Raw genomic sequence first — 26,014 nt, 5'->3', positions numbered from 1 at the left:
AGAGGGGCGGGGTGAGGGCATCAGGCCGCACCGAGCCATTTTCGCCGGGTGGCGGCTTCGCCTTACCCGGCCTACGTATTTGCATCCTTCAGGACGCTAACGATAACTCTCGCTTTTGCGCGTTCTGCTCCAGCCACTGCGCCACGCGGGACTGCTGCTCCGCATTCAGCCACATGCCCTCTTTGGTGCGACGCCACAGCGCATCGTCCGCGCGGCGTACCCACTCGTGCTCAACCAGATAGCGCAGCTCGGCTTCATAAAACTCATGGCCAAAATGTTCGCCCAAATCGCTGAGGCTTGTCACCGCGTTCAGCAGCAGTTCACTGTTGCTGCCATAAGTGCGGGCGTAGTGGCGGGCCAGGGATTCGCTGATAAACGGATGGCGACGGCGCAGTTTTGCCGCGTAGTCATCGCGGTTGCCGTCGATATCACCACCAGGCAGTACCGCGCCTTTGGTCCAGGCAGAGCCAATACCTTGATAGTACGGGGACAGTTTCTCCAGCGCGTGTTCCGCCAGCTTACGATAGGTGGTGAGCTTGCCGCCAAACACCGAAAGCAGCGGCGCTTTGCCTTGCTCATCGTGGATATCCAGCGTGTAGTCGCGGGTGATCGCCTGCGGTGAATCGGATTCATCATCGCACAATGGACGCACCCCGGAGTAGGTCCAGACCACGTCGTCGCGCGCCAGCGACTTTTTAAAGTGCGCGTTATAGACCTGCAGCAGGTAGTTGATTTCGCTTTCGTCGATACCGACGTTTTTCGGATCGCCTTTGTACTCTACGTCGGTGGTGCCGACGATGGAGAACTCATCCATCCACGGGATCACAAACACGATGCGCTTGTCTTCGTTCTGCAGAATGTAGGCCTGCTTCTGGGTGTGCACGCGCGGGACCACAATATGGCTGCCTTTGATCAGGCGGATGCCATACGGCGACGGCAGTTTCATCCCGTCGTCAAAGAACTGCTTCACCCACGGGCCGGTGGCATTCACCAGACCGCGTGCCTGCCAGCTGAAGCGCTCGCCGGTATCGATATCTTCGGCTTCGACGATCCACAGGCCCTTTTCTCGGCGAGCGGAGAGGGCGCGGGTGCGGGTTTTCACTTCTCCGCCTTTGCGTTCAACCATTTGCGCGTTGGCGAGCACCAGTCGGGCGTCGTCCACCCAGCAGTCAGAATATTCGAATCCGCGCACGATTTCTGGCTTCAGGACCGAATCTGCGCCAAAACGCACACCGGCGGAGGCGGGCAGGCTGGTGCGTTTACCCAGATGATCGTACATAAACAGACCGATGCGGATCATCCACGCCGGACGCAGATGCGGGCGGTGCGGCAGGCGAAAGCGCATCGGTGTGGCAATATGCGGGGCCATTTTCAGCAGCACTTCGCGCTCGGCCAGCGCCTCGCTGACCAGACGGAATTCGTAGTGTTCCAGGTAGCGCAGGCCGCCGTGGATAAGCTTGGAGCTCGCGGAGGAGGTGGCACAGGCGAGATCCTGTGCTTCCAGCATCAGGACGGATAAACCGCGTCCGGCGGCATCTGCCGCAATACCTGCCCCGTTGATACCGCCACCTATTACAATCAGATCTTTGGTTTCCATTGTATCCTCACGCACTTTCGTAAAAGCTCAAAAATGTTCGATATCGCTCATACTAGCAAAGGAATGCGCTTTTAGTAACATCAAAAAAACAATTTTGAGTGATACAGCTAACATAATGGCGTTTACCCGCCGCCAGGACGTACACTAGACGGTAAAATGCCCCACTGAACGAACAACAGAGAGCAGCAGAGAGCACCATGGAACAGTTTGAATGTATTAACGTTGAAGAAGCGCACCAGAAAATGCACCAGGGAACGGCCGTGCTGGTGGACATCCGCGATCCGCAAAGTTTTGCCATTGGCCATACGCCGGGTGCCTTTCACCTGACGAATGCCTCACTGAGCACCTTTATGCAGGATAACGATTTTGATACCCCGGTGATGGTGATGTGCTATCACGGTAACAGCAGCAAGGGTGCGGCGCAGTATCTGCTGCAACAGGGCTACGATGCGGTCTACAGCGTGGACGGCGGTTTCGACGCCTGGCATCGCCATTTCCCGGCAGAAGTCGAGCACGTCGACGTTTAGGGTATATACTGTCCCCTTTTGTGTGGAAATAAGCGACTGCCGCCGATGCTGATGATTACCTCTTTTACTAACCCGCGCGTGGCCCAGGCGTTTGTCGACTACATGGCGACGCAGGGCATTATCCTCACTCTTCAACAACATACCCAGATTGACGTCTGGCTGGCGGATGAAAGCCAGGCCGACCGGGTGCACGCTGAACTGGCGCGTTTTCTGGAAAACCCCGCCGACCCGCGCTATCTGGCGGCGAGCTGGCAGTCGGGCCAGACCGATAGCGGCCTGCGCTATCAGCGCTTTCCTTTCCTGGCGACGTTGCGCGAACGCGCGGGGCCATTCACCCTGGTCTTAATCGCGGCCTGCATTCTGGTGTTCATCATCATGAATGTGGTGGGCGATCAGACCGTGATGATCCTGCTGGCTTGGCCGTTTGACCCGTCCCTGAAATTCGAATTCTGGCGCTACTTCACCCACGCGCTGATGCACTTCTCCGTGCTGCATATCCTCTTTAACCTGCTGTGGTGGTGGTATCTCGGCGGCGCGGTGGAGAAACGGCTCGGCAGCGGCAAGCTGGTGGTGATTACGCTGATCAGCGCCCTGCTCAGCGGCTTTATCCAGCATCAGTTTAACGGGCCGTGGTTTGGCGGGCTTTCCGGCGTAGTGTATGCGCTGATGGGTTACGTCTGGCTGCGCGGCGAGCGCGATCCGGACAGCGGGATCTATCTTGAGCGCGGGTTAATGGCCTTCGCATTAGTCTGGATTATTGCCGGCTGGTTTGATCTGTTTGGCATGGCGATTGCCAATGGCGCACACGTGGCCGGGCTGGCGGTTGGGCTGGCGATGGCGCTTGCCGATACGCTACATGCGCGAAAACGAACATAATTCTGCCAGGGAACTCTGATGAAACAAACACAACGTCATGACGCCATTATCGAGCTGGTGAAGAAGCAGGGATACGTCAGCACCGAGGAGCTGGTGGAGCAGTTTGCCGTCAGCCCGCAGACCATTCGCCGTGACCTGAACGATCTGGCCGATCAGAACCGCATTCTCCGCCACCACGGCGGGGCGGCGCTGCCGTCCAGCTCGGTGAACACCTCCTGGCACGACCGCAAGGCGACCCAGACTTCAGAGAAAGAGCGGATTGCCCGCAAAGTCGCCAGCCAGATCCCCAACGGTGCGACGCTGTTTATCGACATCGGCACCACCCCGGAAGCGGTCGCCCACGCCCTGCTGAACCATGAAAATCTCCGCGTGGTGACCAACAATCTGAACGTCGCGACCACGCTGATGCAGAAAGAGGACTTTCGCATCATCCTCGCCGGGGGGGAGTTGCGCAGTCGCGACGGCGGGATTATTGGCGAAGCGACCCTCGATTTTATCTCCCAGTTCCGCCTCGACTTCGGCATCCTCGGCATCAGCGGTATCGATACCGACGGCTCGCTGCTGGAGTTTGACTATCACGAAGTGCGTACCAAGCGGGCAATCATCGACAACTCACGTCACGTGATGCTGGTGGTGGATCACTCGAAGTTTGGCCGTAACGCGATGGTGAATATGGGCAGCATCAGCATGGTGGATGCGGTCTATACCGACGTGATGCCGCCTGAAGGGGTGTTGCAGGTGATTCGCGAGCATAAGTTGCAGTTAGAACTGTGCTGATATTGGCTCCTCTCCCGGTGGGAGAGGGCTAGACCCCATACCCCATCATTTTCAACAGCTGCTGGGCATGCTGCACCGCATCCTGGCGGTGAGCAACGCCGAGCTTCTGATACAGATTGCGGATATGGGTTTTGATGGTGGTCGCGGCCACCGCCAGCTCTCCGGCAATCTGGTCGTTGCTGTAACCGGAATAGATCAGCCCCAGAACCTGCCACTCACGCTGAGTCAGCGGGCTGGTGCGGATCAGTTCCGGCACTTCCGGATGGGTCAGCAGGCGCTCGACAAAGGTTTCGTCGAAGTGGGCGAACTTGTGGCGGTGATGCTGATTAATCTCCCGCAGAATGCGCTGGGCGCGGTGCTGATCCAGCTCCGGCAGGGTATTCAGCTGAATGAGCTGGCGCAGCTGCTGCGCCATCGTCTCGCCTTCAATCACAAAGTGACTGATAAACCCGGTGCGGTTCGCCAGCTGCAGCGCTTCCAGCAGTACGCGCTGGGCGTCATTTTTGCGACCCGCCTGCCAGTAAAGCTGGTTCTGCAGCAGCAGGTTGCGGTTGAGATCGCTCATCAGACGCAGGCTGCGGGCATTTTCATTCAGCTCTTCCAGCACGATTTCCGCCGGTTCGAACTCCCCTAACAGGATCTGCGCCCGGGCAATGTTGCGCCACTGGCTTTGCAGGAAGTGGTTGTTGGCGAACTCCGGCTTCGGCGTCTGGCGCAACCAGTTGGCCGCCGATTTTTTATCGCCGGTCATCTGCCAGTAAATCACCCGTACTTTATCGGCGTTCGATACCCAGTCGCTGTGATACTGACCGTTGCCGAGCAGGTTCTCCAGACGGTTGAGGTGGTTACGGGCGTTATCCAGATCGCCGCGTGCCAGCGAGCACTGAACCAGCAGGCCCAGACACTGCAACTGCTGCTGAGGCTGGAAGGCGGAGAGCACGTCGACCCCATGACGGGCAGTGCTTTCGGCTTCGTCCAGTCGGGCCCAGGCCCACAGCAGCTGGGCACGGATGCGCAGCAGGAACTCGTGCATCGGGAGCTGTTCCAGATGCTGATCGCGGATCAGGTTGAAGGCTTTTTCCTGAGTTTCCCAGGCGGCCTGCAGGAAGCCCTGGGCAAACAGAATTTCGCTTTGTTGGATCATGCTCCACAGGGCGTAATGCCAGACGTCATGGCGGCGTGCCATCTGTTCTGTCTGCTGCATCAGCGACAGGGAGCGGGTGAGATCGCCTTTACAGTGCAGGACCTCGCCATGCACGGAGGTTGCCACGATGCGGCTGTAGAAGTGCGCCAGCGGCAGCTCTTCCAGCGCACCCATCGCCAGGCGCTCGGCCTCGTCCGGGTTACCGTCGTTGATGGCGACCTGCGCCCGCAGGGCATTGAATTCGCCGTGCAGCGCCGCATCCATCTCGCTTTTCATCTCCTGCTCGGCGCGGGCCAGCAGGGTATTCACTTCGCTGTAGCGGTGCTGGCTCTGCATCAGCCAGGCCTGCAGTAGCACCAGACGCGGGTTCTCCAGCAGGCTTTCCCACGGCAGGGCGCGCAGCGACTCTTCAAGCAGCGCCAGCTCGCTGTGGTTAAACAGGCTCCAGGCGTGGTTGAGCAAAATATCGCGCAGCATATGGGCATCGCCCGCCGCCAGCGCGTGGTGAATGGCCTCGCTTGGAAAGCCCTGCGCCATCCAGCTTTCTGCTGCGGCGCGGTGAATGTCAGGCAGTTCGGAGGCCAGTTCCCATTGACAGCGCTGGCGCAGGAAGCTGCCAAACAGCGGGTGGTAATTGAACCATTCTCCGGAGTCGTCCATACGCTGCAGGAATAATCCCTGACGTTCGATCTCCTCCAGCCGCATCTGGCCGTTATCTTCCCCGGTTACGCGCACAATCAGCGCGTCGTTCATCGAGCGCAGCAGCGAGCTTTTCAGCAGGAACTGACGGGTCGCCTGATCGACGCTGTCGAGGACTTCATCGACCAGATAATCGGAAAGGTGGCTGGCATTGATCCCGGCCAGGCGGCGCGCGGACTGCTGCGCCGGACTGTTGTTGTGTCGGGCTGAAAGCGCAATCAGCTGCAGGGCGGTGGCCCAGCCAGCGACGTCATCACACAGACGGCTGCTTTCGGCGACTTCAATCGGCGAGGTGAGGCGGCAATCAAAGAACTGCTTCGCTTCCTGATGGGTAAAGGAGAGCTGTTGGCTGCCCACTTCCAGCAGCTGATCGCGCACGCGCAGGTTAGCAATGCCCAGTTGCGGCAGGTTGCGCGACAGGATCACTAAGGTCAGGTTTTCCGGCTGATGGCGCAGGAAAAAGCGCATCGACTCGTGGATCACCGGATTGGTGATCAGATGATAATCATCAATCACCAGATAGAGCGGGCGATGCCATTCGGCCAGCTCGATAAAAAGTTGGGAAAACAGGGAAGAGAGGCTGGCGTACTGGCGCTTTTGCACCATCACTTCGCTGGTGACGCAGTGCCCGTTGGTGGCCTGCTGAATGGCGGCGATCAAATAGCTGGCAAAACGCTCCTGCTGATTATCGCCCTCATCGAGAGAGTACCAGCCGAGATCGCTTTTGCCGGATGCCCATTGAGAGATGAGCGTCGTTTTGCCGTAGCCTGCAGGGCTCGTTACCAGCGCCAGTCGAAAATTGTTCGCGCCGGAAAGTTTCGCCAGCAGGCGTTCGCGAACCACAGTATGGTCAAGACGAACCGGGCGACTTAATTTGGACGGAATCAACATATTTTTCACTTCACTGTGTGGAAATCGAGATTTGATTTTTTTTGCGCTTCGTAATTAATCTCTATAAGGTCGGTCAGAAACCTTTTTATTGCAAGTTATGTCCGGGTTTTCTGTCCCTTAATTTGCACTCTGTCACAAAAATATATCGCAGACTGAGGGAACTTTTCGGATGGGCTTCTAAAGCGCATGGATACTGGAAAGAGGGGGTAAAAGCACGTATTGCACAAAAAGGTTCGGAGAAGCGTAAAGGCTGTTAAAAGTTAATAAAATCTCTGCTGGGTTAACGATGTAAAATAACGCACTGAGATAGAGCTTATTATGAGAAATATTATTTCAGGTAAGTAATTATTACCTTGTTTATATATTTCTTATGAAATGACACAGCTTTTTTGTCCCTTCTGGCGCTTGTTTAATCGCCGTTTCTCGCGCAACCTGACGGCATAAAGTGGCCACGATCACAGTTTACTGCTCATCCCCGCTACTCCTCCCCGCCTAATCCCCCGCAGGAGGAGGAAGTGCCCCGAGGAGCCAGGCACACTAGCACCAACGTGTTAATTTCTTTCTACAGGATGCCGATCCCTTATGTCACAGCCTACCTTCAACAAAGCTCAATTTCAGGCTGCCCTGACGCGTCAGTGGCAACGATTTGGATTACATGCCGCTGAGGAGATGACCTCCCGCCAGTGGTGGCAGGCCGTCAGCGGTGCGCTCGCAGAGCTGCTGAGCGCCCAACCCGCAGTGAAGCCAGCGAAAGGCCAGCGCCACGTCAACTACATCTCGATGGAGTTCCTGATTGGCCGCCTGACCGGCAACAACCTGCTGAATCTCGGCTGGTATCAGGAGGTCAGCGATGTGCTGAGCACCCACAATATCCACCTGACCGACCTGCTGGAAGAAGAGACCGATCCGGCGCTGGGCAACGGTGGCCTGGGGCGTCTGGCAGCCTGCTTCCTTGATTCGATGGCGACGGTGGGGCAATCGGCGACCGGCTACGGCCTGAACTATCAGTACGGCCTGTTCCGTCAGTCCTTTGCCGACGGCCATCAGATGGAAGCCCCGGATGACTGGCATCGCGTCAGCTACCCGTGGTTCCGCCACAATGAGGCGCTGGACGTGCAGGTCGGGATTGGCGGCAAAGTGACGAAAGCGGGGCAATGGGAACCTGGCTTTACGATCACCGGCCAGGCGTGGGATCTGCCGGTACTGGGTTACCGTAACGGCGTGGCGCAGCCGCTGCGCCTGTGGCAGGCGACACACGCGCATCCGTTTGACCTGACCAAATTTAACGACGGCGATTTCCTGCGTGCTGAGCAGCAGGGCATCGACGCGGAAAAACTGACCAAAGTTCTCTACCCGAACGACAACCATCTGGCGGGCAAAAAGCTGCGTCTGATGCAGCAGTACTTCCAGTGCGCCTGTTCGGTGGCCGATATTCTGCGTCGCCATCACCTGGCGGGCCGCAAGCTGAACGAGCTGGCAGATTACGAAGTGATCCAGCTCAATGACACCCACCCGACGATCGCCATTCCTGAACTGCTGCGCGTATTGATCGACGAGCATCAGATGAGCTGGGACGACGCCTGGGCCATCACCAGCAAGACCTTCGCTTACACCAACCACACTCTGATGCCAGAAGCGCTGGAGTGCTGGGACGAGAAGCTGATTAAAACCCTGCTGCCGCGCCATATGCAGCTGATCAACGAAATTAATACCCGCTTTAAAACGCTGGTGAAGAAAACCTGGCCGGGCAACGAAGCCGTCTGGGCGAAGCTGGCGGTGGTCTATGATAAGCAGGTCCGCATGGCCAACATGTGCGTGGTGAGCGGCTTTGCGGTTAACGGCGTCGCTGCGCTGCACTCCGACCTGGTGGTGAAAGATCTGTTCCCGGAATATCACCAGCTGTGGCCGAACAAGTTCCACAATGTCACCAACGGCATCACGCCGCGCCGCTGGATCAAACAGTGCAACCCGGCCCTGGCCGCGCTGCTGGATAACACCCTTGAGCACGAGTGGGCTAACGATCTCGACCAGCTGATCAATCTGGAAAAACAGGCTGATGATGCGGCCTTCCGCGAGACTTACCGCACCATCAAACTGGACAACAAGGTGCGCCTGGCGGCCTTCGTTAAAACCCGCACCGGGATTGAAATTAACCCGAACGCGATTTTTGATATCCAGATCAAACGTCTGCACGAGTACAAACGTCAGCACCTGAACCTGCTGCACATTCTGGCGCTGTACAAAGAGATCCGCGAGAACCCGCAGGCTGACCGCGTACCGCGCGTGTTCCTGTTCGGTGCGAAAGCGGCACCGGGCTACTACCTGGCAAAAAACATCATCCTCGCGATCAACAAAGTGGCTGCGGCGGTGAACAACGATCCGAAAGTCGGCGACAAGCTGAAAGTGGTGTTCCTGCCGGATTACTGCGTCTCGGCAGCCGAGCTGCTGATCCCGGCGGCTGACGTCTCCGAGCAGATCTCCACTGCCGGTAAAGAGGCCTCCGGCACCGGCAACATGAAGCTGGCCCTCAACGGTGCGCTGACGGTCGGTACGCTGGACGGTGCCAACGTCGAGATCGCCGAGCAGGTGGGCGACGAGAACATCTTTATCTTCGGCCATACCGTCGAAGAGGTGAAAGCGCTGAAGGCCAAAGGCTATAACCCGGTGAAATGGCGTAAGAAAGACAAGGTGCTCGATGCAGTGCTGAAAGAGCTGGAAAGCGGAAAATACAGCGACGGCGACAAGCACGCGTTTGACCAGATGCTGCACAGCATCGGCAAAGAGGGTGGCGATCCGTATCTGCTGATGGCGGACTTTGCCTCTTATGTCGAGGCCCAGAAGCAGATCGACGTTCTGTATCGTGACCAGGAAGCCTGGACCCGGGCGTGCATTCTGAACACTGCGCGCTGCGGTATGTTCAGCTCTGACCGCTCAATCCGTGACTATCAGGCTCGTATCTGGCAGGCAAAACGCTAAGGAAGCGCGATGGAAAGTAAACGTCTCGATAATGCCGCGCTGGCGGCGGGGATCAGCCCCAGCTACATCAATGCTCATGGTAAACCGCAGTCGATTGGTGCTGAAACCAAGAGGCGTTTGCTGGATGCCATGCATAAAGCCAAACCCGTCGCGAAAGCGGCGGTGACCGCCGTACCGAACGTGATGGTCTACACCGCTGGTAAAAAAATGCCGCTGATGATTGAAGGCAGCGGCGAATTTAGTTGGTTACTGACTACCGAAGAGGGACATCAGCATAAAGGCCACGCCACGGGCGGCAAAAATCTGAACCTTCCTGCCAAACTGCCGGAGGGTTATCACACCCTGACGTTGACCCAGGACGACAGTCGCTGGCACTGCCGGGTGATTGTGGCACCAAAACGCTGCTACGAGCCGCAGGCGCTGAAAGAGGGCAAAAAGCTGTGGGGCGCCTGTGTGCAGCTCTACACCCTGCGCTCTGAGGCGAACTGGGGTATCGGCGATTTCGGCGATCTGAAAAAGATGCTGGCGGGCGTGGGCGATCGCGGCGGCGCGTTTATCGGCCTCAACCCGATCCATGCCCTCTACCCGGCGAACCCGGAGAGCGCCAGCCCGTATAGCCCGTCATCCCGCCGCTGGCTGAACGTGATTTACATCGACGTGAACGCGCTGGACGATTTCCGTAACAGCAAAGAGGCGCAGGCCTGGTGGACGATGAGCACCACCCAGCAGACGCTGAAGCGCGCGCGCGACGCCGAGTGGGTGGACTATGCCACCGTCACCGCGTTGAAGATGGCGGCCCTGCGCATGGCGTGGAAAGGTTTTGCCCAGCGTGACGACGAGCAGATGACTGCGTTTCGCCAGTTTGTGACCCAGGAGGGCGAAAGCCTGTACTGGCAGGCGGCGTACGACGCACTGCATGCATATCAGGTGAAAGAGGATGAAATGCGCTGGGGCTGGCCGGTTTGGCCACAAGCCTATCAGTCCGTTAACTCGCCAGCGGTAAAAGCATTTTGCGACCAGCACGCCGATGAAGTTGATTTTTACCTTTGGCTGCAGTGGCTGGCGTACAGCCAGTTTGCCGCCTGCTGGCAGGTCAGCCAGGGTTATAACATGCCAATTGGCCTCTATCGCGACCTGGCGGTTGGCGTGGCAGAAGGGGGGGCAGAGACGTGGTGCGATCGCGAGCTGTACTGCCTGAAAGCCTCGGTTGGTGCGCCACCGGATATTCTGGGCCCGCTCGGCCAGAACTGGGGCCTGCCGCCAATGGATCCGCACGTGATTACGGCCCGCGCCTACGAGCCGTTTATCGAGCTGTTGCGCGCTAACATGCAAAACTGCGGGGCGCTGCGTATTGACCACGTGATGTCGGTGCTGCGCCTGTGGTGGATCCCGTACGGCGAAACTGCCGATCACGGGGCCTATGTTCACTATCCGGTTGACGATCTCCTCTCAATCCTTGCGCTGGAAAGTAAGCGGCATAACTGTATGGTGATTGGCGAAGATCTCGGCACCGTCCCGGTCGAAATCGTCAGCAAGCTGCGTGACAGCGGCGTTTACTCGTATAAGGTGCTCTACTTTGAAAACGACCTTGAGAAGAACTTCCGCGCGCCGCAAGCGTATCCTGAGCAATCAATGGCAGTCGCGACGACGCATGACCTTCCTACGCTTCGTGGCTGGTGGGACAGCGGCGACCTGACGCTCGGCAAAACTCTGGGGCTCTACCCTGACGAGGTGATGTTGCGCGGTCTGTATCAGGATCGCGAGCTGTCGAAGCAGGGGCTGCTGGATGCGCTGCACGCCCACGGCTGTCTGCCGAAACGCGCCGGGCATAAGGCCTCCCTGATGTCGATGACCCCAACGCTCAACCGCGCGATGCAGCGTTACATCGCCGACAGCCACAGCGCCCTGTTAGGGCTGCAGCCGGAAGACTGGCTGGATATGCCGGAGCCGGTCAATATTCCCGGTACCAGCTACCAGTACAAGAACTGGCGCCGCAAGTTGTCCACCTCCCTTGAGGCGATGTTCGCCGATGACGGAGTGAACCGGCTGATTAAAGATCTGGATAAGCGACGAAAAGCCGCAGCGAAGAAGAGATAAAAACAAAGAACCCGCCAGATGGCGGGTTCTTTTTTGCCTTACGGCAAGGTCACATCAGACAACCATTCCCAGCAGCAGACACCCAATCAGGCCGCAGACAGAGATAATGGTTTCCAGCATCGACCAGGACTTGATGGTCTCACCGATGGTCAGGTTGAAGTACTCCTTGAACAGCCAGAAGCCCGGATCGTTGACGTGAGAGAAAATCACGCTACCGGAACCCACCGCAATAACCATCAGCTCAGGGCTGACGCCGGTAGTCGCAATCAGTGGGGCAACGATACCGCCCGCGGTAATGGCTGCAACCGTTGCTGAACCCAGCGCGATACGCAGAACGGCAGCAATTGACCACGCCATCAGGATAGGGGAGATGTTGGTGTCATGCATCATAGAGGCGATGTATTTGTCGACGCCGCTATCCACCAGAACCTGCTTGAACGCACCGCCGCCACCGATGATCAGCAGCATCATGGCGATGATTTTGATCGAAGAGCTCAGGGTATCGTTAATCTGGTCCATCGAGCGACCACGGTTCAGACCGAAGGTAAAGAGCGCAATCAGCACCGCAATCAGCGTTGCCATGACCGGGTCACCCAGGAATTCTGCTACGCCAAGGAACGGGTGGCCTTTCGGCAGGACCATTTCAGCGACCGCACGCAGCGCCATCAGTACAACCGGTACCAGAGAGGTCCAGACGCTGACTGCAAAGCTTGGCATTTCGGCTTCGGTGAAGGTTTTGGCGCTGTACAGACCTTCCGGGATCGGTTTGTCGATCCCTTTCAGGGTACGGGCAAATACCGGACCGGCCAGGATAACGGTCGGGATCGCCAGAATCGTACCGAACAGCAGGGTTTTACCCATATCGGCGTGGAAGATGGTGGCGATAGCGGTCGGACCCGGGTGCGGTGGCAGGAAGCCGTGGGTTACAGACAGCGCAGCGGCCATCGGGACACCCACATACAGCAGCGGAATGCTGGCAGAGGCGGCAATGGTGAAGACCAGCGGCAGCATCAGCACGAAGCCCACTTCGTAGAACAGAGCAAAACCCACGGTAAAGCCGGTTAATACCACCGCCCACTGGATATGCTGTTTACCGAATTTTGCAATCAGCGTGGTTGCGATGCGCTGTGCGCCACCACAGTCCGCGAGCATTTTGCCGAGCATGGCACCGAAGCCCATAATCAGCGCGAGGCTACCGAGGGTACCGCCCACGCCGGCTTTGATGGAGCTGATAACTTTTACCAGCGGCATACCTTGCATCAGGCCGACGGCAAGTGCCACCAGAACCAATGCGATGAAGCCGTTCATTTTGAAACGGATCATCAGGAGCAGTAATAAGATGACACCGATAGCGACGATGACTAATGGCATGATTGACCTGGCCTTAAATTTGTTATGGGTAACGTCATTGTTTCAACGACAAATTTATGTTGCCCCAACTGGGAACAGAGTATTCACGGCACCATAGCTGACGACCTTCTGAATCTTTTAGTTTAGTCGGCTGAAGTCAGGTTGTTGAGTGCCCACGAGAATGATACGGGTAACATAGGCAGCTTGAGAATCACCCTGGCGGTCAAAATGTGAATAATGAGACGCAGGTCATGTTATGAGAGGGGGTGACGCAGGGGAATGTCGGCCCGGCAGATGCAGCATCGCCGGGCCAATACAGGTGGGAACTTAGTAGTAAGAGTGCTCGCCGCGCTGGTGCTCGGTAAGATCGCGCACGCCTTTCAGCTCCGGGAATTCGGTCAGCAGTTGCTTCTCGATCCCTTCTTTCAGGGTCACGTCGACCATGGAGCAGCCGTTACAGCCGCCGCCAAACTGCAGAATGGCAAGACCGTCTTCGGTGATCTCCATCAGCGAAACGCGACCACCGTGACCAGCCAGCTGCGGGTTAATCTGCGACTGCAGCAGGTACTCAACGCGCTCCATCAATGGGGCATCGTCGGTCACTTTGCGCATTTTGGCATTCGGCGCTTTCAGGGTTAACTGCGAACCCAACTGGTCGGTAACAAAATCGATATCCGCATCCTCAAGATACGGCGCGCTCAGCTCATCGACATAGGCCGTGAGGAGCTCAAATTTCAGGGCGGTGTCAGTTGCTTCCACAGCATCCGGTGGGCAATAAGAGACGCCGCATTCTGCGTTCGGGGTACCTGGATTTATCACGAATACGCGGATCTGGGTCCCTTCTTCCTGATTTGCCAGCAGTTTGGCAAAGTGCGCTTGTGCAGCATCGGAAATACGGATCATAGCATTGGCCTAATAGTTGACTAAAATACCTGGGTATAATACGCCCAACCTGAGGGCGCTACAAGGTTCGACACAGACACCATACCTGAACCGACGCCGCACCGCTTCGCAAAAGCAGGCGGGAGAGTTCCGCGACGGTACTGCCTGTAGTGACGACATCATCCACCAGAGCGATATGGCGTCCGGCGACCGGTAATTCAAGCGCAAAAGCGTGCTGCAGATTGCGTTTTCGCAATCTGGCACTGAGGTGATGTTGGGTGGGTGTGGCGCGCGTTCGCCTGAGAGCAGTGGGAACATAGGGGCAGTTCAGCCAGTGAGCTAGCGGGCGACAGAGCAGGTCGCTCTGGTTAAAACCGCGCCGCCAGTGACGCCGCGACCACAGCGGCACCGACATCAGCAGATCCACACCCGGCAGCGCGCGGCTGCGCCGGGCCCGCAGCACGGCCAACAGCAGGAGCCTCGCCAGCGGCAGGGCCAGCTGGCTCTGACGAGAAAATTTCAGCTGATGCACCAACGGACTCACCGGTGGCCTATAGTCATCCACGGCCACCAGCGCCTGCCACGGCGGCGATTTACGCAGGCAGCGTCCGCAGGGCTGGCGCGGATGGATCGCCGGCAAGCCGCACTGCGGGCAGACGCTTACCGGCGCGACTATCGCCCTTTCACATACCGAACAGACTCCCCAGTGGCTGAGCGCGAGCGGCATCTGGCATAGCCAGCACAAGCCGGGCACTGTTAGCATAGACCCCCTCCCTGTAGAAAAAAGAGAACAGTAATCGATGAACACGCTTTGGTGGCAGACCGTCGGGACAGGAAATTGTCATCTTGTGCTGCTGCACGGATGGGGGCTGAATGCCGAAGTCTGGAGTTGCATTCGCGAGGAACTCGCCTCGCAGTTTACCCTGCACCTGGTCGATCTGCCGGGGTTTGGCCGCAGCCGCGACGGTGGCGCGATGCCGCTGGCGCAAATGGCTGAACAGGTGCTGGCGCAGGCGCCGGATCGGGCGATCTGGCTGGGCTGGAGCCTGGGGGGGCTGGTGGCGAGCCAGATTGCGCTCACCCACCCGGAACGGGTGCAGGCGTTGGTGACGGTGGCATCATCTCCGTGTTTCAGCGCGCAAGGCGAGTGGCCTGGCATCAAGCCCGAGGTGCTGGGCAATTTCCAGCAGCAATTGAGCGACGATTTTCAACGCACGGTTGAGCGCTTTCTCGCGCTTCAGACTATGGGCACCGCGTCCGCGCGTGCGGATGCTCGCACCCTGAAACAGACCGTGTTGTCACTGCCGATGCCAGATGTCGAGGTACTGAATGGTGGGCTGGAGATCCTGAAAACGGTCGATTTACGTGCGCCGCTGGCGTCGCTGACGCTGCCGCATCTGCGGCTGTACGGCGCGCTGGACGGACTGGTGCCGCGCAAGATAGTGCCACTGCTCGATGCGCTGTGGCCGCAGAGCGAGTCGCAGGTTATCGACAAGGCTGCCCACGCGCCCTTTATTTCGCATCCGGAGGCATTTTGCGCGGCGTTAACGGCGCTACGTCAACGCTTTATCTGATTGTTTTCTGTTCATCATGGAAAAAGCCGCTCTCCGCTACGATACTCTTTATGTCGTGATGGCGGTGACGCCTGCGATAAACACAATTACCAATCGATGGAGAAGATGGATATGAAACTTGTCACAGGAATTGTCGCTTCACTGGTTATTGGGTCGCTCTCTTTTGGGGCTTTTGCGGCGAAAGAGCTGCAGCGCGATGAAGCTAAAAAGATGAATCTGACGAAAGTCGGGGATGTTTCTACCTCTGACAAAACTGCGCCTATGGACGCCAAAAAAGAGCTTTCTCAGAAAGCAGATGAAATGGGCGGCACGTATTATGTGATTACCAGCGGCACCCAGAACGAAAAAGATATTCGTGCAACGGCAGAAGTGTTCAAGTAATTCATCATTGAATGCCGGGTGGCGCTTCGTCTTAGCGAAGCGCCCACCACACTTTCAGGCAGGCTTTCCCTTCGGGGCAGCTTTTACAGCTGCCAGACAAGCAGCCGTCCGCATCCTGTTGGATCCGCTGCGCTTTACCCATCGCCTCCAGGCGTTCAAGCATGGCATCGACCAGCGCCCGCGGCGTATGCAGCACCTGGCTGAGTTGGGCGGCTTCCATCCGTCCCTGCAGTGCCAGTAAATCGCGAACCTGAATTAACGATGCCATAGTGCCTCCTAATGACAGTCGCTGGCCGGACGGTTACAACAGGCGGTTGCGTTTTTGCCGTTGGCGAGCAGATTGACATCCACCCGGCTGCGCGCCCGGCGAAGCAGGCCAATCACCACCACGTTAAACAGCACCACCGCCATAATGCACACCAGGCTATAGCGCGGATGCTGGCTGAAATTGACCGTCTGGTAATACAGCGTCGCCAGCGAATAGGCGATATTCAGCCCCCACAGCACCGAGAAGCCCATCCAGCCGCGGCTCGATTCACGGGCAATCGCCCCCATCACCGAGATGCACGGAATGTACAACAGGACGAAGATCAGGTAGCTGTAGGCCGCCGATGCGCTGCCAAACTTCTCGCTCATCACCCCCATCGCCCCGGTCGCCATCTCACCGTCGCCTTTGCTGGCTTCAATCGGATTCGCCAGTACGCTCAGGCTGAAGGTATCTTTCAGGCTCTGCCCGGTCTCTTCGACAGCGCTCAGGAGTTCATCGCCGAGGCTAAATTCTGCCGGGTTGAACGCTTCTTCCTGAATGTTCTCTGCGGTGTAGAGGGTGTTCAGCGTACCCACCACCACCTCTTTCGCCATCGCACCGGTAAACAGCCCGACGGCGGCCTGCCAGTTGTCTTCATGCACGCCGATCGGTTTCAGCAGCGGGGTCAGCTCGCGGCTGACCGAGGCCAGCGCCGAATCGTTGATATTGTCGACTGCCTGACCGCTCAGTGAGAAGCTGTTCAGCGCGCTGAGGAAAATACTGACAATGACGATCACTTTACCGGCGCGCAGGACAAAGCCCTTCAGGCGTTGCCAGGTCTGAATAAACAGACTTTTCAGGTGCGGGACGTGGTAAACCGGCAGCTCCATGACGAACGGAGTCGCTTCCCCGCGCATGATGGTGTGCTTGAGCATCAGTCCGGTGAGGATCGCCATCACGATGCCGAGCACATACAGCGAGAACACCGCCAGCGCGCCCTGCTGGCCAAAGAAGGCCGCCGCAAAGACGGCGAAGATGGCCAGACGCGCGCCGCAGGACATAAACGGCGCCATCATGATAGTCATCAGGCGTTCACGCGGGGCATCCAGCGTGCGGGCCCCCATTACCGATGGCACGTTACAACCGAAGCCGACAATCAGCGGGACAAAGGATTTGCCCGGTAGACCGAGCGCCTGCATCAGGCGATCCATCACGAAGGCCGCGCGGGCCATGTAACCGGAGTCTTCGAGGAACGAGAGGAACAGGTACATCATGCCGATCTGCGGCACCAGCGGCAGCACGGTGTTGATCCCTCCGCCCAGCCCCTGAGCCAGGAAAATGGTCAGCCATTCCGGCAGATGCAGGGTGTAGCCCAACCACTGGAGCCCGTGAATAAAGATGGCCACCGAGCCGACATCAAACAGCGGCTGCAGCGCGCCGCCGATGTTGATCGCCAGCAGGAACATCAGATACATCACCAGCAGAAACACCGGCAGGCCGAGAAAACGGTTGAGGATCACGCTGTCCAGCGCCCGGGTAAAGCGGCTCGGTTCAGCGGTGAGAGCATTACTGACCACATCGCAGATCGCGGCAATGCTTTGATAGCGGGCATCGGCAATATGCAGGGCAGGATCGTCCATTTCGGCATTCAGGCGCGTCAGGGCACCCTCAAGATTTTGCGCGGCATCACCCGCGTAGGCGCGGCTGTAGATATCTCCTTCCAGCATCTGCAGGCCGAGCCAGTGGCGCTGCCTGAGCGGCATATTCTGCGCCATCTCCTGCGCCAGCCGTCCGGCTTCACGCTGCAGCGGCTGGGCATAATGCACCAGCTCCACATCGGCATTGCGGCTGTGGCGGTCAATGGCGAGCTTGAGAGCGTCGATGCCGCGCGCGCGGGTGGAGACCAGCGGCACCACCGGGCAGCCCAGGCGAGCGGAGAGGGCGTCGATGTCGATGCGGATCTGCTGTTTTTCGGCGATATCGAGCATGTTCAGCGCCACCACGCAGGGTATGCCCAGCTCCAGCAATTGCAATGTCAGATAGAGGTTGCGCTCCAGATTGGAGGCATCCACCACATTGATCAGCAGGTCGGCGTCGCCGCTCAGAATGTAGTGGCAGGCGATCTGCTCATCGAGCGAGGTCTGGGAAGAGATGGTGGTCAATGAGTAAGTGCCGGGCAGATCGACCAGCGTGACCTGATGATCGGTGGTGGCGAACTGGCCCTCTTTACGCTCGACCGTAACGCCTGCCCAGTTTCCCACTCGCTGACGCGCGCCAGTAAGCTGGTTAAATAAGGTGGTCTTGCCGGAATTTGGATTGCCAATTAAACCAATAGTTAATTTTTTCATTGTAATAGACTCGCTGCAGGAGCTGGCGTGTTATTGGGACAGGGCTTCAACTTCTATTAATGCGAGATCTTTTTTACGCAGAACCAGATTCACACGGCGGGTTTCAATATGTACCGGATCCCCCATCGGGGCGACGCGCACGACCTGGAAAGAGGAGCCGGGCAGCATCCCTAAAGAGAGCAGCTTCTGGCGATAGGCCGGGCTAATTTCGTGCGTAAAGCCGGTAATTTTCCACGCACTGTCTGGAGTGAATTGCATAGCGCCTACTTAACGGAAGGTTAAATAATCAACAGGCACAATGGTAATGAGAATGGTTTGTATCATCAATATGTAATATGTAGCGGAAGGTTAACAACGCTATTAATTTGCCGGCTGATTGACTTTGCGCAATATTTTCACGAGTTGGTCATGTGGCATAAAAGACACATTTGTTAATGAAATGGTGTTATTCAGTTTTGTATTTACTGCTAATGATTAAATAAAGAAATAATACGTGAGGAAAGGTTACGCAGAGAATGTTCCCCCTCGTGCAAGGGGGAACGACAGAATTAACGCTTCTTACCCATTGCCGCTGCCAGCGCATCCATCATGGCGCTGTTACCGGCGGATTGCGTCTCGCGTCCGCGAGGTTTGGCCGCCGGACGAGATTGCTGCTCGCGCGGGCTGCTGTTACCGCCGCCGCGACGGGCGTTGGTCTCGCCAGGCTGCTCGTCCAGACGCATGGTCAGGGCGATACGCTTGCGCTGCAGATCCACTTCCAGCACTTTGACCTTCACAATATCGCCCGCTTTCACCACGGTGTGCGGATCCTGCACGAACTTATCGGCCAGAGAAGAGATATGCACCAGACCATCCTGATGCACGCCGATATCAACGAACGCACCAAAGTTGGTGACGTTGGTGACGGCCCCCTCCAGCACCATGCCCGGCAGCAGGTCATTCATCGTCTCTACGCCTTCGGCAAACTGCGCGGTTTTGAATTCAGGACGCGGGTCGCGCCCGGGTTTCTCCAGCTCTTTGATGATGTCGGAGACCGTCGGCACACCAAATTTGTCGTCGGTGAAATCAACCGCTTTCAAGGATTTGAGCTCGCTGCTGTTGCCCATCAGCACCTTCAGCGCCTGCTGGGTAGCGGCCAGAATGCGCTCGACCACCGGATAGGCCTCCGGGTGAACGGTAGAGGCATCCAGCGGGTTGTCGCCGTGGTTGATACGCAGGAAGCCCGCGCACTGTTCGAAGGCTTTCGGCCCCAGACGGCTTACTTTCAGCAGCTGCTGGCGGTTCTGGAACTGACCGTTTTCATCACGCCAGGCCACAATGTTTTGCGCCATCATGCGGGTTAATCCGGCTACGCGGGTCAGCAGCGCCACTGAAGCGGTATTCAAATCCACCCCCACGGCGTTTACGCAGTCTTCCACCACCGCATCCAGCTTGCGCGCCAGCTGAGACTGGCTGACGTCGTGCTGATACTGGCCCACACCGATAGATTTCGGGTCGATTTTCACCAGCTCGGCCAGCGGATCCTGCAGACGGCGGGCGATAGACACGGCACCACGCAGGGAGACGTCCAGGTCCGGGAACTCAAGTGCGGCCAGCTCAGACGCGGAATAAACCGACGCGCCCGCTTCGCTGACGATCACCTTCTGGGCGGTCACTTTCGGGAACTGTTTTTGCAGATCGAGGAAGAAACGCTCGGTCTCGCGGGAGGCGGTACCATTACCGATCGCCACCAGCTCAACGTTGTGCTTCTCACACAGGGCTGCCACCGCCACTGCGGCTTTGGCCGCCTGCCCGGTGTGGGGATAAATCGTATCGGTGGCGACCAGTTTGCCAGTACCATCGACTACCGCGACCTTAACGCCGGTACGCAGGCCAGGATCGAGACCCATGGTCGCGCGCAGGCCTGCCGGGGCTGCCATCAGCAGGTCGTGCAGGTTACGGGCGAAGACGTTGATCGCTTCGTCTTCGGCGCGTTCGCGCACGGTGCCCATCAGCTCGGTTTCGAGGTGCATCAGCACCTTGATGCGCCAGGTCCAGCTCACCACGCCTTTGCGCCAGCTGTCCGCCGGGGCATTGTTCAGGCGCAGGTCGAGATGTTGAGTAATGATCTGCTCGCCGTGGCTCTCTTTCGGCGGCTCGTCGAACTGCGGATCGGCATTCAGGGACAGCTGCAGCACGCCTTCGTTGCGGCCACGGAACATCGCCAGCGCGCGGTGGGACGGCGTCGTGGCGATCGGTTCGTGATGGTCGAAGTAGTCGCGGAATTTCGCCCCTTCATCCTCTTTGCCGCTGACGACGCTGGCAACAATGTGCGCATTCTTCCACAGATAATCACGCACTTTGGCAAGCAGGGCGGCGTCTTCGGCGAAGCGCTCCATCAGAATGTAGCGTGCGCCATCCAGCGCGGCTTTGGTGTCGGCCACGCCTTTATCGGCATCGATAAACTTCGCCGCTTCAATTTCCGGGTCGTGAGACGGTGTGTTCCACAGCCGCTCGGCCAGCGGCTCAAGGCCCGCTTCGATGGCGATTTGCCCGCGCGTGCGGCGTTTTTGCTTGTACGGCAGGTAGAGATCTTCGAGTTCGGTTTTGCTCAGCGTACCGTTGATGGCTTTTTCCAGTGCATCCGTCAGTTTGCCCTGTTCGCCGATGGATTTCAGGATCGTCTGGCGTCTGTCTTCCAGTTCACGCAGATAACCGAGGCGCGTTTCCAGATTACGCAGCTGCGTGTCATCCAGACCGCCCGTGACTTCCTTACGATAACGTGCAATAAACGGCACGGTGTTCCCTTCATCAAGCAGGCGAACGGCAGCTTCTACCTGTTCCGCCCGTGCCTGAAGTTCACCCGCAATAATGCGGCAGAGCGAATCTTTCATCATGGCTATTTCATCTTGTGGGTCGAAAAATCAGGGGATAGTTATACGGACTGGCACGGCAAAATGCCAGTCGACGCGCGAGGCTCTCGGATTGTTCCGGCGGGTTATTTCACATACTCGATGGCGTTCACATACCAGGTGGCTTCGCCCGAGGGGGTATGCACCAAAGCGAGATCGCCCACTTCCTTTTTCAGCAGCGCCCGGGCCATCGGGGAGTCGATCGAGATGTAATCCTTACGACCAAAAATTTCATCGTAGCCGACAATGCGAAAGCGCTTCAGGTCGCCGTCGTCATTTTCGATCTCCACCCACGCGCCGAAGAAGACTTTGCCCTCCTGCTGCGGGGAGTAATCGACAATTTTCAGATTCTCAAGGCACTTGGTCAGATAGCGCACCCGGCGGTCAATTTCGCGCAGCCGCTTTTTGTTGTACTGGTAGTCCGCATTTTCACTGCGGTCGCCCAGACTGGCGGCCCAGGTCACTTTTTTTGTCACTTCGGGGCGCTCTTCCCGCCACAGCGTGTCCATCTCTTTCTTGAGGTTCTCGTACCCTTCGCGGGTGATAAGCGGCGTTTTCATTCTCAGGCCTTACGACTTAGGTTGCATACCTTGCGCACATTACGTATCACTTAGCTTAACAGACAGGATTAATAATGAGTTATGTGATGAATTGTACATATAAGCTCCTGTTAAATATGCTTTGTAACAATTTCGACTAGAATTTAAACCAGAATTAGCTGGTCGTGGACGCGCACCTTTTTACAATACGCTGTTCAAGATTATCCGAACCTTTGGGAGTACTGACAATGCAAGAGAATTATAAGATTCTGGTGGTGGATGACGACATGCGCCTGCGTGCGCTGCTCGAACGTTATCTGACCGAGCAGGGCTTCCAGGTTCGTAGCGTGGCCAACGCCGAACAGATGGACAGGCTGCTGACCCGTGAGTCCTTCCACCTGATGGTGCTGGACCTGATGCTGCCGGGCGAGGATGGTCTCTCTATCTGCCGTCGTCTGCGTAGCCAGAGTAACCCGATGCCGATCATTATGGTGACGGCGAAAGGGGAAGAAGTTGACCGTATTGTGGGCCTCGAAATTGGCGCCGACGACTACATTCCAAAACCGTTCAACCCGCGTGAGCTGCTGGCACGTATTCGCGCTGTGCTGCGCCGTCAGGCCAACGAACTGCCTGGCGCGCCGTCCCAGGAAGAGGCCGTGATCGCCTTTGGTAAGTTCAAGCTGAACCTCGGCACCCGTGAGATGTTCCGTGAAGATGAGCCTATGCCGCTGACCAGCGGTGAGTTCGCGGTGCTGAAAGCGTTAGTCAGCCACCCGCGTGAACCGCTTTCCCGCGATAAGCTGATGAACCTGGCCCGCGGTCGCGAATACTCCGCGATGGAGCGTTCGATCGACGTACAGATCTCCCGCCTGCGCCGCATGGTGGAAGAAGATCCGGCGCATCCGCGCTATATCCAGACCGTTTGGGGTCTGGGCTACGTGTTTGTCCCGGACGGCTCTAAAGCATGAGGCGAATGCGTTTCTCGCCGCGTAGCTCGTTTGCCCGCACCCTGTTACTGATCGTCACCCTGCTGTTTGTCAGCCTGGTGACGACGTACCTGGTGGTGCTGAACTTTGCGATCCTGCCGAGTCTCCAGCAGTTTAATAAGGTCCTGGCCTACGAAGTGCGTATGCTGATGACCGATAAACTGCAGCTGGAGGACGGTACGCAGCTGGTGGTGCCACCGGCGTTTCGCCGGGAGATTTATCGCGAGCTGGGCATATCGCTCTATTCCAACGAAGCGGCGGAAGACGCAGGACTGCGCTGGGCGCAACATTATGAATTCCTCAGCCAGCAGATGGCGCAGCAATTGGGCGGCCCGACGGAAGTGCGCGTCGAGGTCAACAAAAGCTCCCCGGTGGTCTGGCTGAAAACCTGGCTGTCACCCAATATCTGGGTGCGCGTGCCGCTGACCGAAATTCATCAGGGCGACTTCTCGCCGCTGTTCCGTTACACCCTCGCGATTATGCTGTTGGCGATAGGCGGCGCATGGCTGTTTATCCGCATCCAGAACCGACCGCTGGTCGACCTGGAGCACGCGGCGCTCCAGGTCGGTAAAGGCATTATCCCGCCGCCGCTGCGCGAGTATGGCGCATCGGAGGTACGTTCCGTGACCCGCGCCTTTAACCATATGGCCGCCGGGGTGAAGCAACTGGCCGACGATCGCACCCTGCTGATGGCCGGGGTCAGTCACGACCTGCGCACGCCCCTGACCCGTATTCGCCTGGCGACGGAGATGATGGGCGAAGAGGACGGGTATCTGGCGGAGTCCATCAACAAGGACATCGAAGAGTGCAATGCGATTATCGAGCAGTTCATCGACTACCTGCGCACCGGTCAGGAGATGCCGATGGAGATGGCGGATCTGAACGGCGTGCTGGGTGAAGTGGTGGCGGCCGAGAGTGGTTACGAGCGCGAAATCGAAACTGACCTGCTGCCGGGCGATATCCAGGTGCGGATGCACCCGCTGTCGATCAAGCGTGCGGTGGCGAATATGGTGGTGAACGCCGCCCGCTACGGCAATGGTTGGATCAAGGTTAGCAGCGGCTCGGAACTGAATCGTGCCTGGTTCCAGGTTGAAGACGACGGTCCGGGGATCAAACCGGAGCAGCGTAAACATCTGTTCCAGCCGTTTGTTCGTGGCGACAGCGCGCGCAGCACCAGCGGCACAGGCTTAGGCCTGGCGATTGTTCAGCGTATTGTGGATAACCATAATGGTCTGTTGGAGATTGGCACCAGCGAGCGGGGAGGATTGAGCATCCGCGCATGGCTCCCGGTGCCGTTTACGCGTGGACAGCAGGTGAAAGAGAGTTAACAAGCAGGCTAATACGTGCGGCCTGATTCCCTTACCCCAACCCTCTCCCACCGGGAGAGGGCGCAAAAATCAAAAACGGCAACCTGGTTGCCGTTTTGCTTTTACCTTGGTCCTGCACTCACCAACGCCGCACCTGCTGGCGTATCGGTGTACTTCTCAAAGTTTTCCACAAACAGCTTCGCAAGCTGCGCGGCTTTTTCCTGCCACTGTTCCGGGGAGCCGTAGGTATTGCGTGGATCGAGGATATGCGTATCCACCCCAGGCAATGTCGTTGGGATCGCCAGGTCGAACATCGGCAGGGTGAAGGTTTCCGCCTCATCCAGCGAACCATCCAGAATGGCATCAATAATGGCGCGCGTATTTTTAATCGAGATACGTTTGCCGGTGCCGTTCCAGCCGGTGTTGACCAGATACGCCTGCGCGCCCGCGGCTTGCATGCGTTTCACCAGCACTTCTGCGTACTGCGTTGGATGCAGCGACAGGAAGGCTGCGCCGAAGCAGGCGGAGAAGGTCGGGGTAGGCTCCGTCACGCCGCGCTCGGTACCGGCCAGTTTGGCGGTAAAACCAGACAGGAAGTGATACTGGGTCTGGCTGGCGGTCAGTCGGGAGACCGGTGGCAACACGCCAAACGCATCGGCAGTGAGGAAAATCACTTTAGTGGCGTGGCCTGCTTTCGATACCGGCTTCACGATATTATCGATGTGATAGATCGGGTAACTGACGCGAGTATTTTCGGTTTTTGACGCATCGTCAAAATCAACGCTGCCGTCTGCACGCACCGTGACGTTTTCCAGCAGCGCATCGCGACGAATCGCCTGATAGATATCCGGCTCGGCCTGCGCCGACAGACGAATAGTCTTGGCGTAGCAGCCGCCTTCGAAGTTAAACACGCCGTCGTCGTCCCAGCCGTGCTCATCGTCGCCAATCAGGCGGCGTTTCGGGTCGGTGGAGAGGGTGGTTTTGCCAGTGCCGGACAGGCCGAAGAACACCGCCACGTCCTCTTTCTCGCCGACGTTCGCCGAGCAGTGCATGGAGGCAATGCCCTGTAGCGGCAGCAGGTAGTTCATGACCGAGAACATCCCTTTCTTCATTTCGCCGCCGTACCAGGTTCCGCCGATCAGCTGGATACGTTCCGTCAGGTTAAAGGCGACAAAGTTTTCGGAGTTCAGGCCCTGCTCTTTCCAGTTAGGGTTGGTGCACTTCGCGCCGTTCATCACGATAAAGTCAGGCTCGAAGCTTTGCAGCTCTTCATCGGTTGGGCGAATAAACATGTTCTTCACAAAATGCGCCTGCCAGGCGACTTCGGTGATGAAGCGAACGGAAAGGCGGGTATCGGCGTTGGCGCCGCAGAAAGCATCAATGATGAACAGACGCTTACCGGAAAGTTGTTGGGTGACGAGGGTTTTCAGATGTTGCCAGGTTTGTGGGGAGATCGCTTTGTTGTCGTTCTTCCCTTTGCCGTTGTCCGCCCACCACAGGGTGTCGCGGGTGGTGTCGTCACGGACGATGTATTTATCCTTCGGCGAACGGCCGGTAAAGATACCGGTGTCTACAGCGATTGCGCCCGTGTTCGTCAATATACCGCGCTCGTATCCTTCCAGTGCTGGATTGAGCTCCTCCTGATACAGCGTAGCGTAATCGGGGTTATAGACGATGTCATGAGCGTCGTTGATACCATAAGCCTTGAGATCTTGCGGGGTTAAACCATTAACACGCATATCACTGCTCCTTAGCCAATATATACTGCCTAAAATTGTAGGGTTTTTCTTCGAATGTTAACCGCGACGGGGCTCATAGATTTGCGTATCTGGACAAAAACCCTTGTATAACGGAAAACTCTGTGACTCCTGTCACTCGCGGAACAGATTATGGCAGGATTCAATTTTGGGTTGGGGAAAATGTTC

20 protein-coding genes are annotated in these 26,014 nt (G+C 57.6%); 9 read left to right on the top strand and 11 right to left on the bottom strand.

Annotation, left to right across the window (positions count from 1 at the left end; genetic code table 11):
- Window positions 1-88 precede the first annotated feature (88 nt).
- On the bottom strand, window positions 89-1,597 hold the full coding sequence (gene glpD / locus M8014_RS11620) for a glycerol-3-phosphate dehydrogenase (protein ID WP_271282589.1): 1,509 nt from the start codon (window positions 1,595-1,597) through the stop codon (window positions 89-91).
- A 197-nt stretch (window positions 1,598-1,794) separates the two neighbouring features.
- On the opposite strand from glpD, the gene glpE reads away from it, so the two are divergent.
- From glpE to M8014_RS11605, 3 genes are read left to right on the top strand one after another with little or no spacing between them, the layout of a single operon-like run.
- Window positions 1,795-2,124, top strand: coding sequence for a thiosulfate sulfurtransferase GlpE (gene glpE / locus M8014_RS11615; protein ID WP_271282588.1), 330 nt, complete (start codon window positions 1,795-1,797; stop codon window positions 2,122-2,124).
- 45 nt (window positions 2,125-2,169) lie between these two features.
- Window positions 2,170-3,000, top strand: coding sequence for a rhomboid family intramembrane serine protease GlpG (glpG, locus tag M8014_RS11610; protein WP_271282587.1), 831 nt, complete (start codon window positions 2,170-2,172; stop codon window positions 2,998-3,000).
- Between the two features lie 18 nt (window positions 3,001-3,018).
- Complete coding sequence (locus M8014_RS11605) at window positions 3,019-3,777, top strand: DeoR/GlpR family transcriptional regulator (RefSeq protein ID WP_271282586.1); 759 nt, start codon at window positions 3,019-3,021, stop codon at window positions 3,775-3,777.
- A 28-nt stretch (window positions 3,778-3,805) separates the two neighbouring features.
- Here the strand turns inward: M8014_RS11605 and malT are convergent, their stop codons facing one another.
- Window positions 3,806-6,511 (bottom strand): HTH-type transcriptional regulator MalT, encoded by a 2,706-nt coding sequence (gene malT / locus M8014_RS11600; protein ID WP_271282585.1) that lies wholly within the window; start codon window positions 6,509-6,511, stop codon window positions 3,806-3,808.
- 582 nt (window positions 6,512-7,093) lie between these two features.
- On the opposite strand from malT, the gene malP reads away from it, so the two are divergent.
- Both malP and malQ read left to right on the top strand, forming a co-directional pair.
- Window positions 7,094-9,487 carry a maltodextrin phosphorylase gene (gene malP, locus M8014_RS11595; protein WP_271282584.1) on the top strand — a complete coding sequence of 798 codons (2,394 nt, stop codon included), beginning with the start codon at window positions 7,094-7,096 and terminating at the stop codon, window positions 9,485-9,487.
- Window positions 9,488-9,496: 9 nt separating this feature from the next.
- Window positions 9,497-11,584: a 4-alpha-glucanotransferase gene (gene malQ, locus M8014_RS11590; protein ID WP_271282583.1), complete on the top strand. Its 2,088-nt coding sequence runs from the start codon at window positions 9,497-9,499 to the stop codon at window positions 11,582-11,584.
- 54 nt (window positions 11,585-11,638) lie between these two features.
- Here the strand turns inward: malQ and gntT are convergent, their stop codons facing one another.
- The 3 genes from gntT to gntX form a co-directional block, all read right to left on the bottom strand.
- Window positions 11,639-12,955 (bottom strand): gluconate transporter, encoded by a 1,317-nt coding sequence (gntT, locus tag M8014_RS11585; RefSeq protein WP_271282582.1) that lies wholly within the window; start codon window positions 12,953-12,955, stop codon window positions 11,639-11,641.
- A 306-nt stretch (window positions 12,956-13,261) separates the two neighbouring features.
- Entirely contained in the window at window positions 13,262-13,837 is a 576-nt protein-coding gene (gene nfuA, locus M8014_RS11580) for a Fe-S biogenesis protein NfuA (RefSeq protein WP_271282581.1), read from the bottom strand.
- 58 nt (window positions 13,838-13,895) lie between these two features.
- A complete protein-coding gene (gntX, locus tag M8014_RS11575; RefSeq protein WP_271282580.1) occupies window positions 13,896-14,579 on the bottom strand; it encodes a DNA utilization protein GntX in 684 nt (227 codons plus the stop codon).
- A gap of 37 nt (window positions 14,580-14,616) precedes the next feature.
- Between gntX and bioH the strand changes: the two genes are divergently transcribed.
- Together bioH and M8014_RS11565 are read left to right on the top strand one after the other, a co-directional pair.
- Window positions 14,617-15,390, top strand: coding sequence for a pimeloyl-ACP methyl ester esterase BioH (gene bioH, locus M8014_RS11570; protein ID WP_271282579.1), 774 nt, complete (start codon window positions 14,617-14,619; stop codon window positions 15,388-15,390).
- Window positions 15,391-15,501: 111 nt separating this feature from the next.
- Window positions 15,502-15,771, top strand: a complete 270-nt coding sequence (locus tag M8014_RS11565) for a YdgH/BhsA/McbA-like domain containing protein (protein WP_271282687.1) — start codon at window positions 15,502-15,504, stop codon at window positions 15,769-15,771.
- 31 nt (window positions 15,772-15,802) lie between these two features.
- On the opposite strand, the gene feoC is transcribed toward M8014_RS11565, so the two are convergent.
- The 5 genes from feoC to greB form a co-directional block, all read right to left on the bottom strand.
- Window positions 15,803-16,039, bottom strand: a complete 237-nt coding sequence (feoC, locus tag M8014_RS11560) for a [Fe-S]-dependent transcriptional repressor FeoC (protein WP_271282578.1) — start codon at window positions 16,037-16,039, stop codon at window positions 15,803-15,805.
- A gap of 8 nt (window positions 16,040-16,047) precedes the next feature.
- Window positions 16,048-18,366 (bottom strand): Fe(2+) transporter permease subunit FeoB, encoded by a 2,319-nt coding sequence (feoB, locus tag M8014_RS11555; protein WP_271282577.1) that lies wholly within the window; start codon window positions 18,364-18,366, stop codon window positions 16,048-16,050.
- A 30-nt stretch (window positions 18,367-18,396) separates the two neighbouring features.
- A complete protein-coding gene (gene feoA / locus M8014_RS11550; protein ID WP_271266557.1) occupies window positions 18,397-18,624 on the bottom strand; it encodes a ferrous iron transporter A in 228 nt (75 codons plus the stop codon).
- A 290-nt stretch (window positions 18,625-18,914) separates the two neighbouring features.
- Window positions 18,915-21,242 (bottom strand): Tex family protein, encoded by a 2,328-nt coding sequence (locus M8014_RS11545; protein ID WP_271282576.1) that lies wholly within the window; start codon window positions 21,240-21,242, stop codon window positions 18,915-18,917.
- Between the two features lie 101 nt (window positions 21,243-21,343).
- Complete coding sequence (greB, locus tag M8014_RS11540) at window positions 21,344-21,817, bottom strand: transcription elongation factor GreB (RefSeq protein WP_271282575.1); 474 nt, start codon at window positions 21,815-21,817, stop codon at window positions 21,344-21,346.
- A gap of 227 nt (window positions 21,818-22,044) precedes the next feature.
- Between greB and ompR the strand changes: the two genes are divergently transcribed.
- Together ompR and envZ are read left to right on the top strand one after the other, a co-directional pair.
- On the top strand, window positions 22,045-22,764 hold the full coding sequence (gene ompR / locus M8014_RS11535) for an osmolarity response regulator transcription factor OmpR (protein ID WP_001157751.1): 720 nt from the start codon (window positions 22,045-22,047) through the stop codon (window positions 22,762-22,764).
- Window positions 22,761-24,110 (top strand): two-component system sensor histidine kinase EnvZ, encoded by a 1,350-nt coding sequence (envZ, locus tag M8014_RS11530; RefSeq protein WP_271282574.1) that lies wholly within the window; start codon window positions 22,761-22,763, stop codon window positions 24,108-24,110. The genes ompR and envZ overlap by 4 nt, the downstream gene beginning before the upstream one ends.
- A 101-nt stretch (window positions 24,111-24,211) precedes the next feature.
- On the opposite strand, the gene pckA is transcribed toward envZ, so the two are convergent.
- Window positions 24,212-25,828, bottom strand: a complete 1,617-nt coding sequence (gene pckA, locus M8014_RS11525; protein WP_271282573.1) for a phosphoenolpyruvate carboxykinase (ATP) — start codon at window positions 25,826-25,828, stop codon at window positions 24,212-24,214.
- Window positions 25,829-26,014 lie beyond the last annotated feature (186 nt).

The sequence above is a fragment of the Silvania hatchlandensis genome, from assembly GCF_025564065.1.
In the GTDB taxonomy this organism is placed as follows: domain Bacteria; phylum Pseudomonadota; class Gammaproteobacteria; order Enterobacterales; family Enterobacteriaceae; genus Enterobacter; species Enterobacter hatchlandensis.
This window is presented reverse-complemented; position numbering and strand designations above follow the sequence as displayed.

Coding starts and splice junctions, on each gene's coding strand:
- glpD (WP_271282589.1), bottom strand. CDS start 1,597: ATGGAAACCAAAGATCTGATTGTAATAGGTGGCGGTATCAACGGGGCA.
- glpE (WP_271282588.1), top strand. CDS start 1,795: ATGGAACAGTTTGAATGTATTAACGTTGAAGAAGCGCACCAGAAAATG.
- glpG (WP_271282587.1), top strand. CDS start 2,170: ATGCTGATGATTACCTCTTTTACTAACCCGCGCGTGGCCCAGGCGTTT.
- M8014_RS11605 (WP_271282586.1), top strand. CDS start 3,019: ATGAAACAAACACAACGTCATGACGCCATTATCGAGCTGGTGAAGAAG.
- malT (WP_271282585.1), bottom strand. CDS start 6,511: ATGTTGATTCCGTCCAAATTAAGTCGCCCGGTTCGTCTTGACCATACT.
- malP (WP_271282584.1), top strand. CDS start 7,094: ATGTCACAGCCTACCTTCAACAAAGCTCAATTTCAGGCTGCCCTGACG.
- malQ (WP_271282583.1), top strand. CDS start 9,497: ATGGAAAGTAAACGTCTCGATAATGCCGCGCTGGCGGCGGGGATCAGC.
- gntT (WP_271282582.1), bottom strand. CDS start 12,955: ATGCCATTAGTCATCGTCGCTATCGGTGTCATCTTATTACTGCTCCTG.
- nfuA (WP_271282581.1), bottom strand. CDS start 13,837: ATGATCCGTATTTCCGATGCTGCACAAGCGCACTTTGCCAAACTGCTG.
- gntX (WP_271282580.1), bottom strand. CDS start 14,579: ATGCTAACAGTGCCCGGCTTGTGCTGGCTATGCCAGATGCCGCTCGCG.
- bioH (WP_271282579.1), top strand. CDS start 14,617: ATGAACACGCTTTGGTGGCAGACCGTCGGGACAGGAAATTGTCATCTT.
- M8014_RS11565 (WP_271282687.1), top strand. CDS start 15,502: ATGAAACTTGTCACAGGAATTGTCGCTTCACTGGTTATTGGGTCGCTC.
- feoC (WP_271282578.1), bottom strand. CDS start 16,039: ATGGCATCGTTAATTCAGGTTCGCGATTTACTGGCACTGCAGGGACGG.
- feoB (WP_271282577.1), bottom strand. CDS start 18,366: ATGAAAAAATTAACTATTGGTTTAATTGGCAATCCAAATTCCGGCAAG.
- feoA (WP_271266557.1), bottom strand. CDS start 18,624: ATGCAATTCACTCCAGACAGTGCGTGGAAAATTACCGGCTTTACGCAC.
- M8014_RS11545 (WP_271282576.1), bottom strand. CDS start 21,242: ATGATGAAAGATTCGCTCTGCCGCATTATTGCGGGTGAACTTCAGGCA.
- greB (WP_271282575.1), bottom strand. CDS start 21,817: ATGAAAACGCCGCTTATCACCCGCGAAGGGTACGAGAACCTCAAGAAA.
- ompR (WP_001157751.1), top strand. CDS start 22,045: ATGCAAGAGAATTATAAGATTCTGGTGGTGGATGACGACATGCGCCTG.
- envZ (WP_271282574.1), top strand. CDS start 22,761: ATGAGGCGAATGCGTTTCTCGCCGCGTAGCTCGTTTGCCCGCACCCTG.
- pckA (WP_271282573.1), bottom strand. CDS start 25,828: ATGCGTGTTAATGGTTTAACCCCGCAAGATCTCAAGGCTTATGGTATC.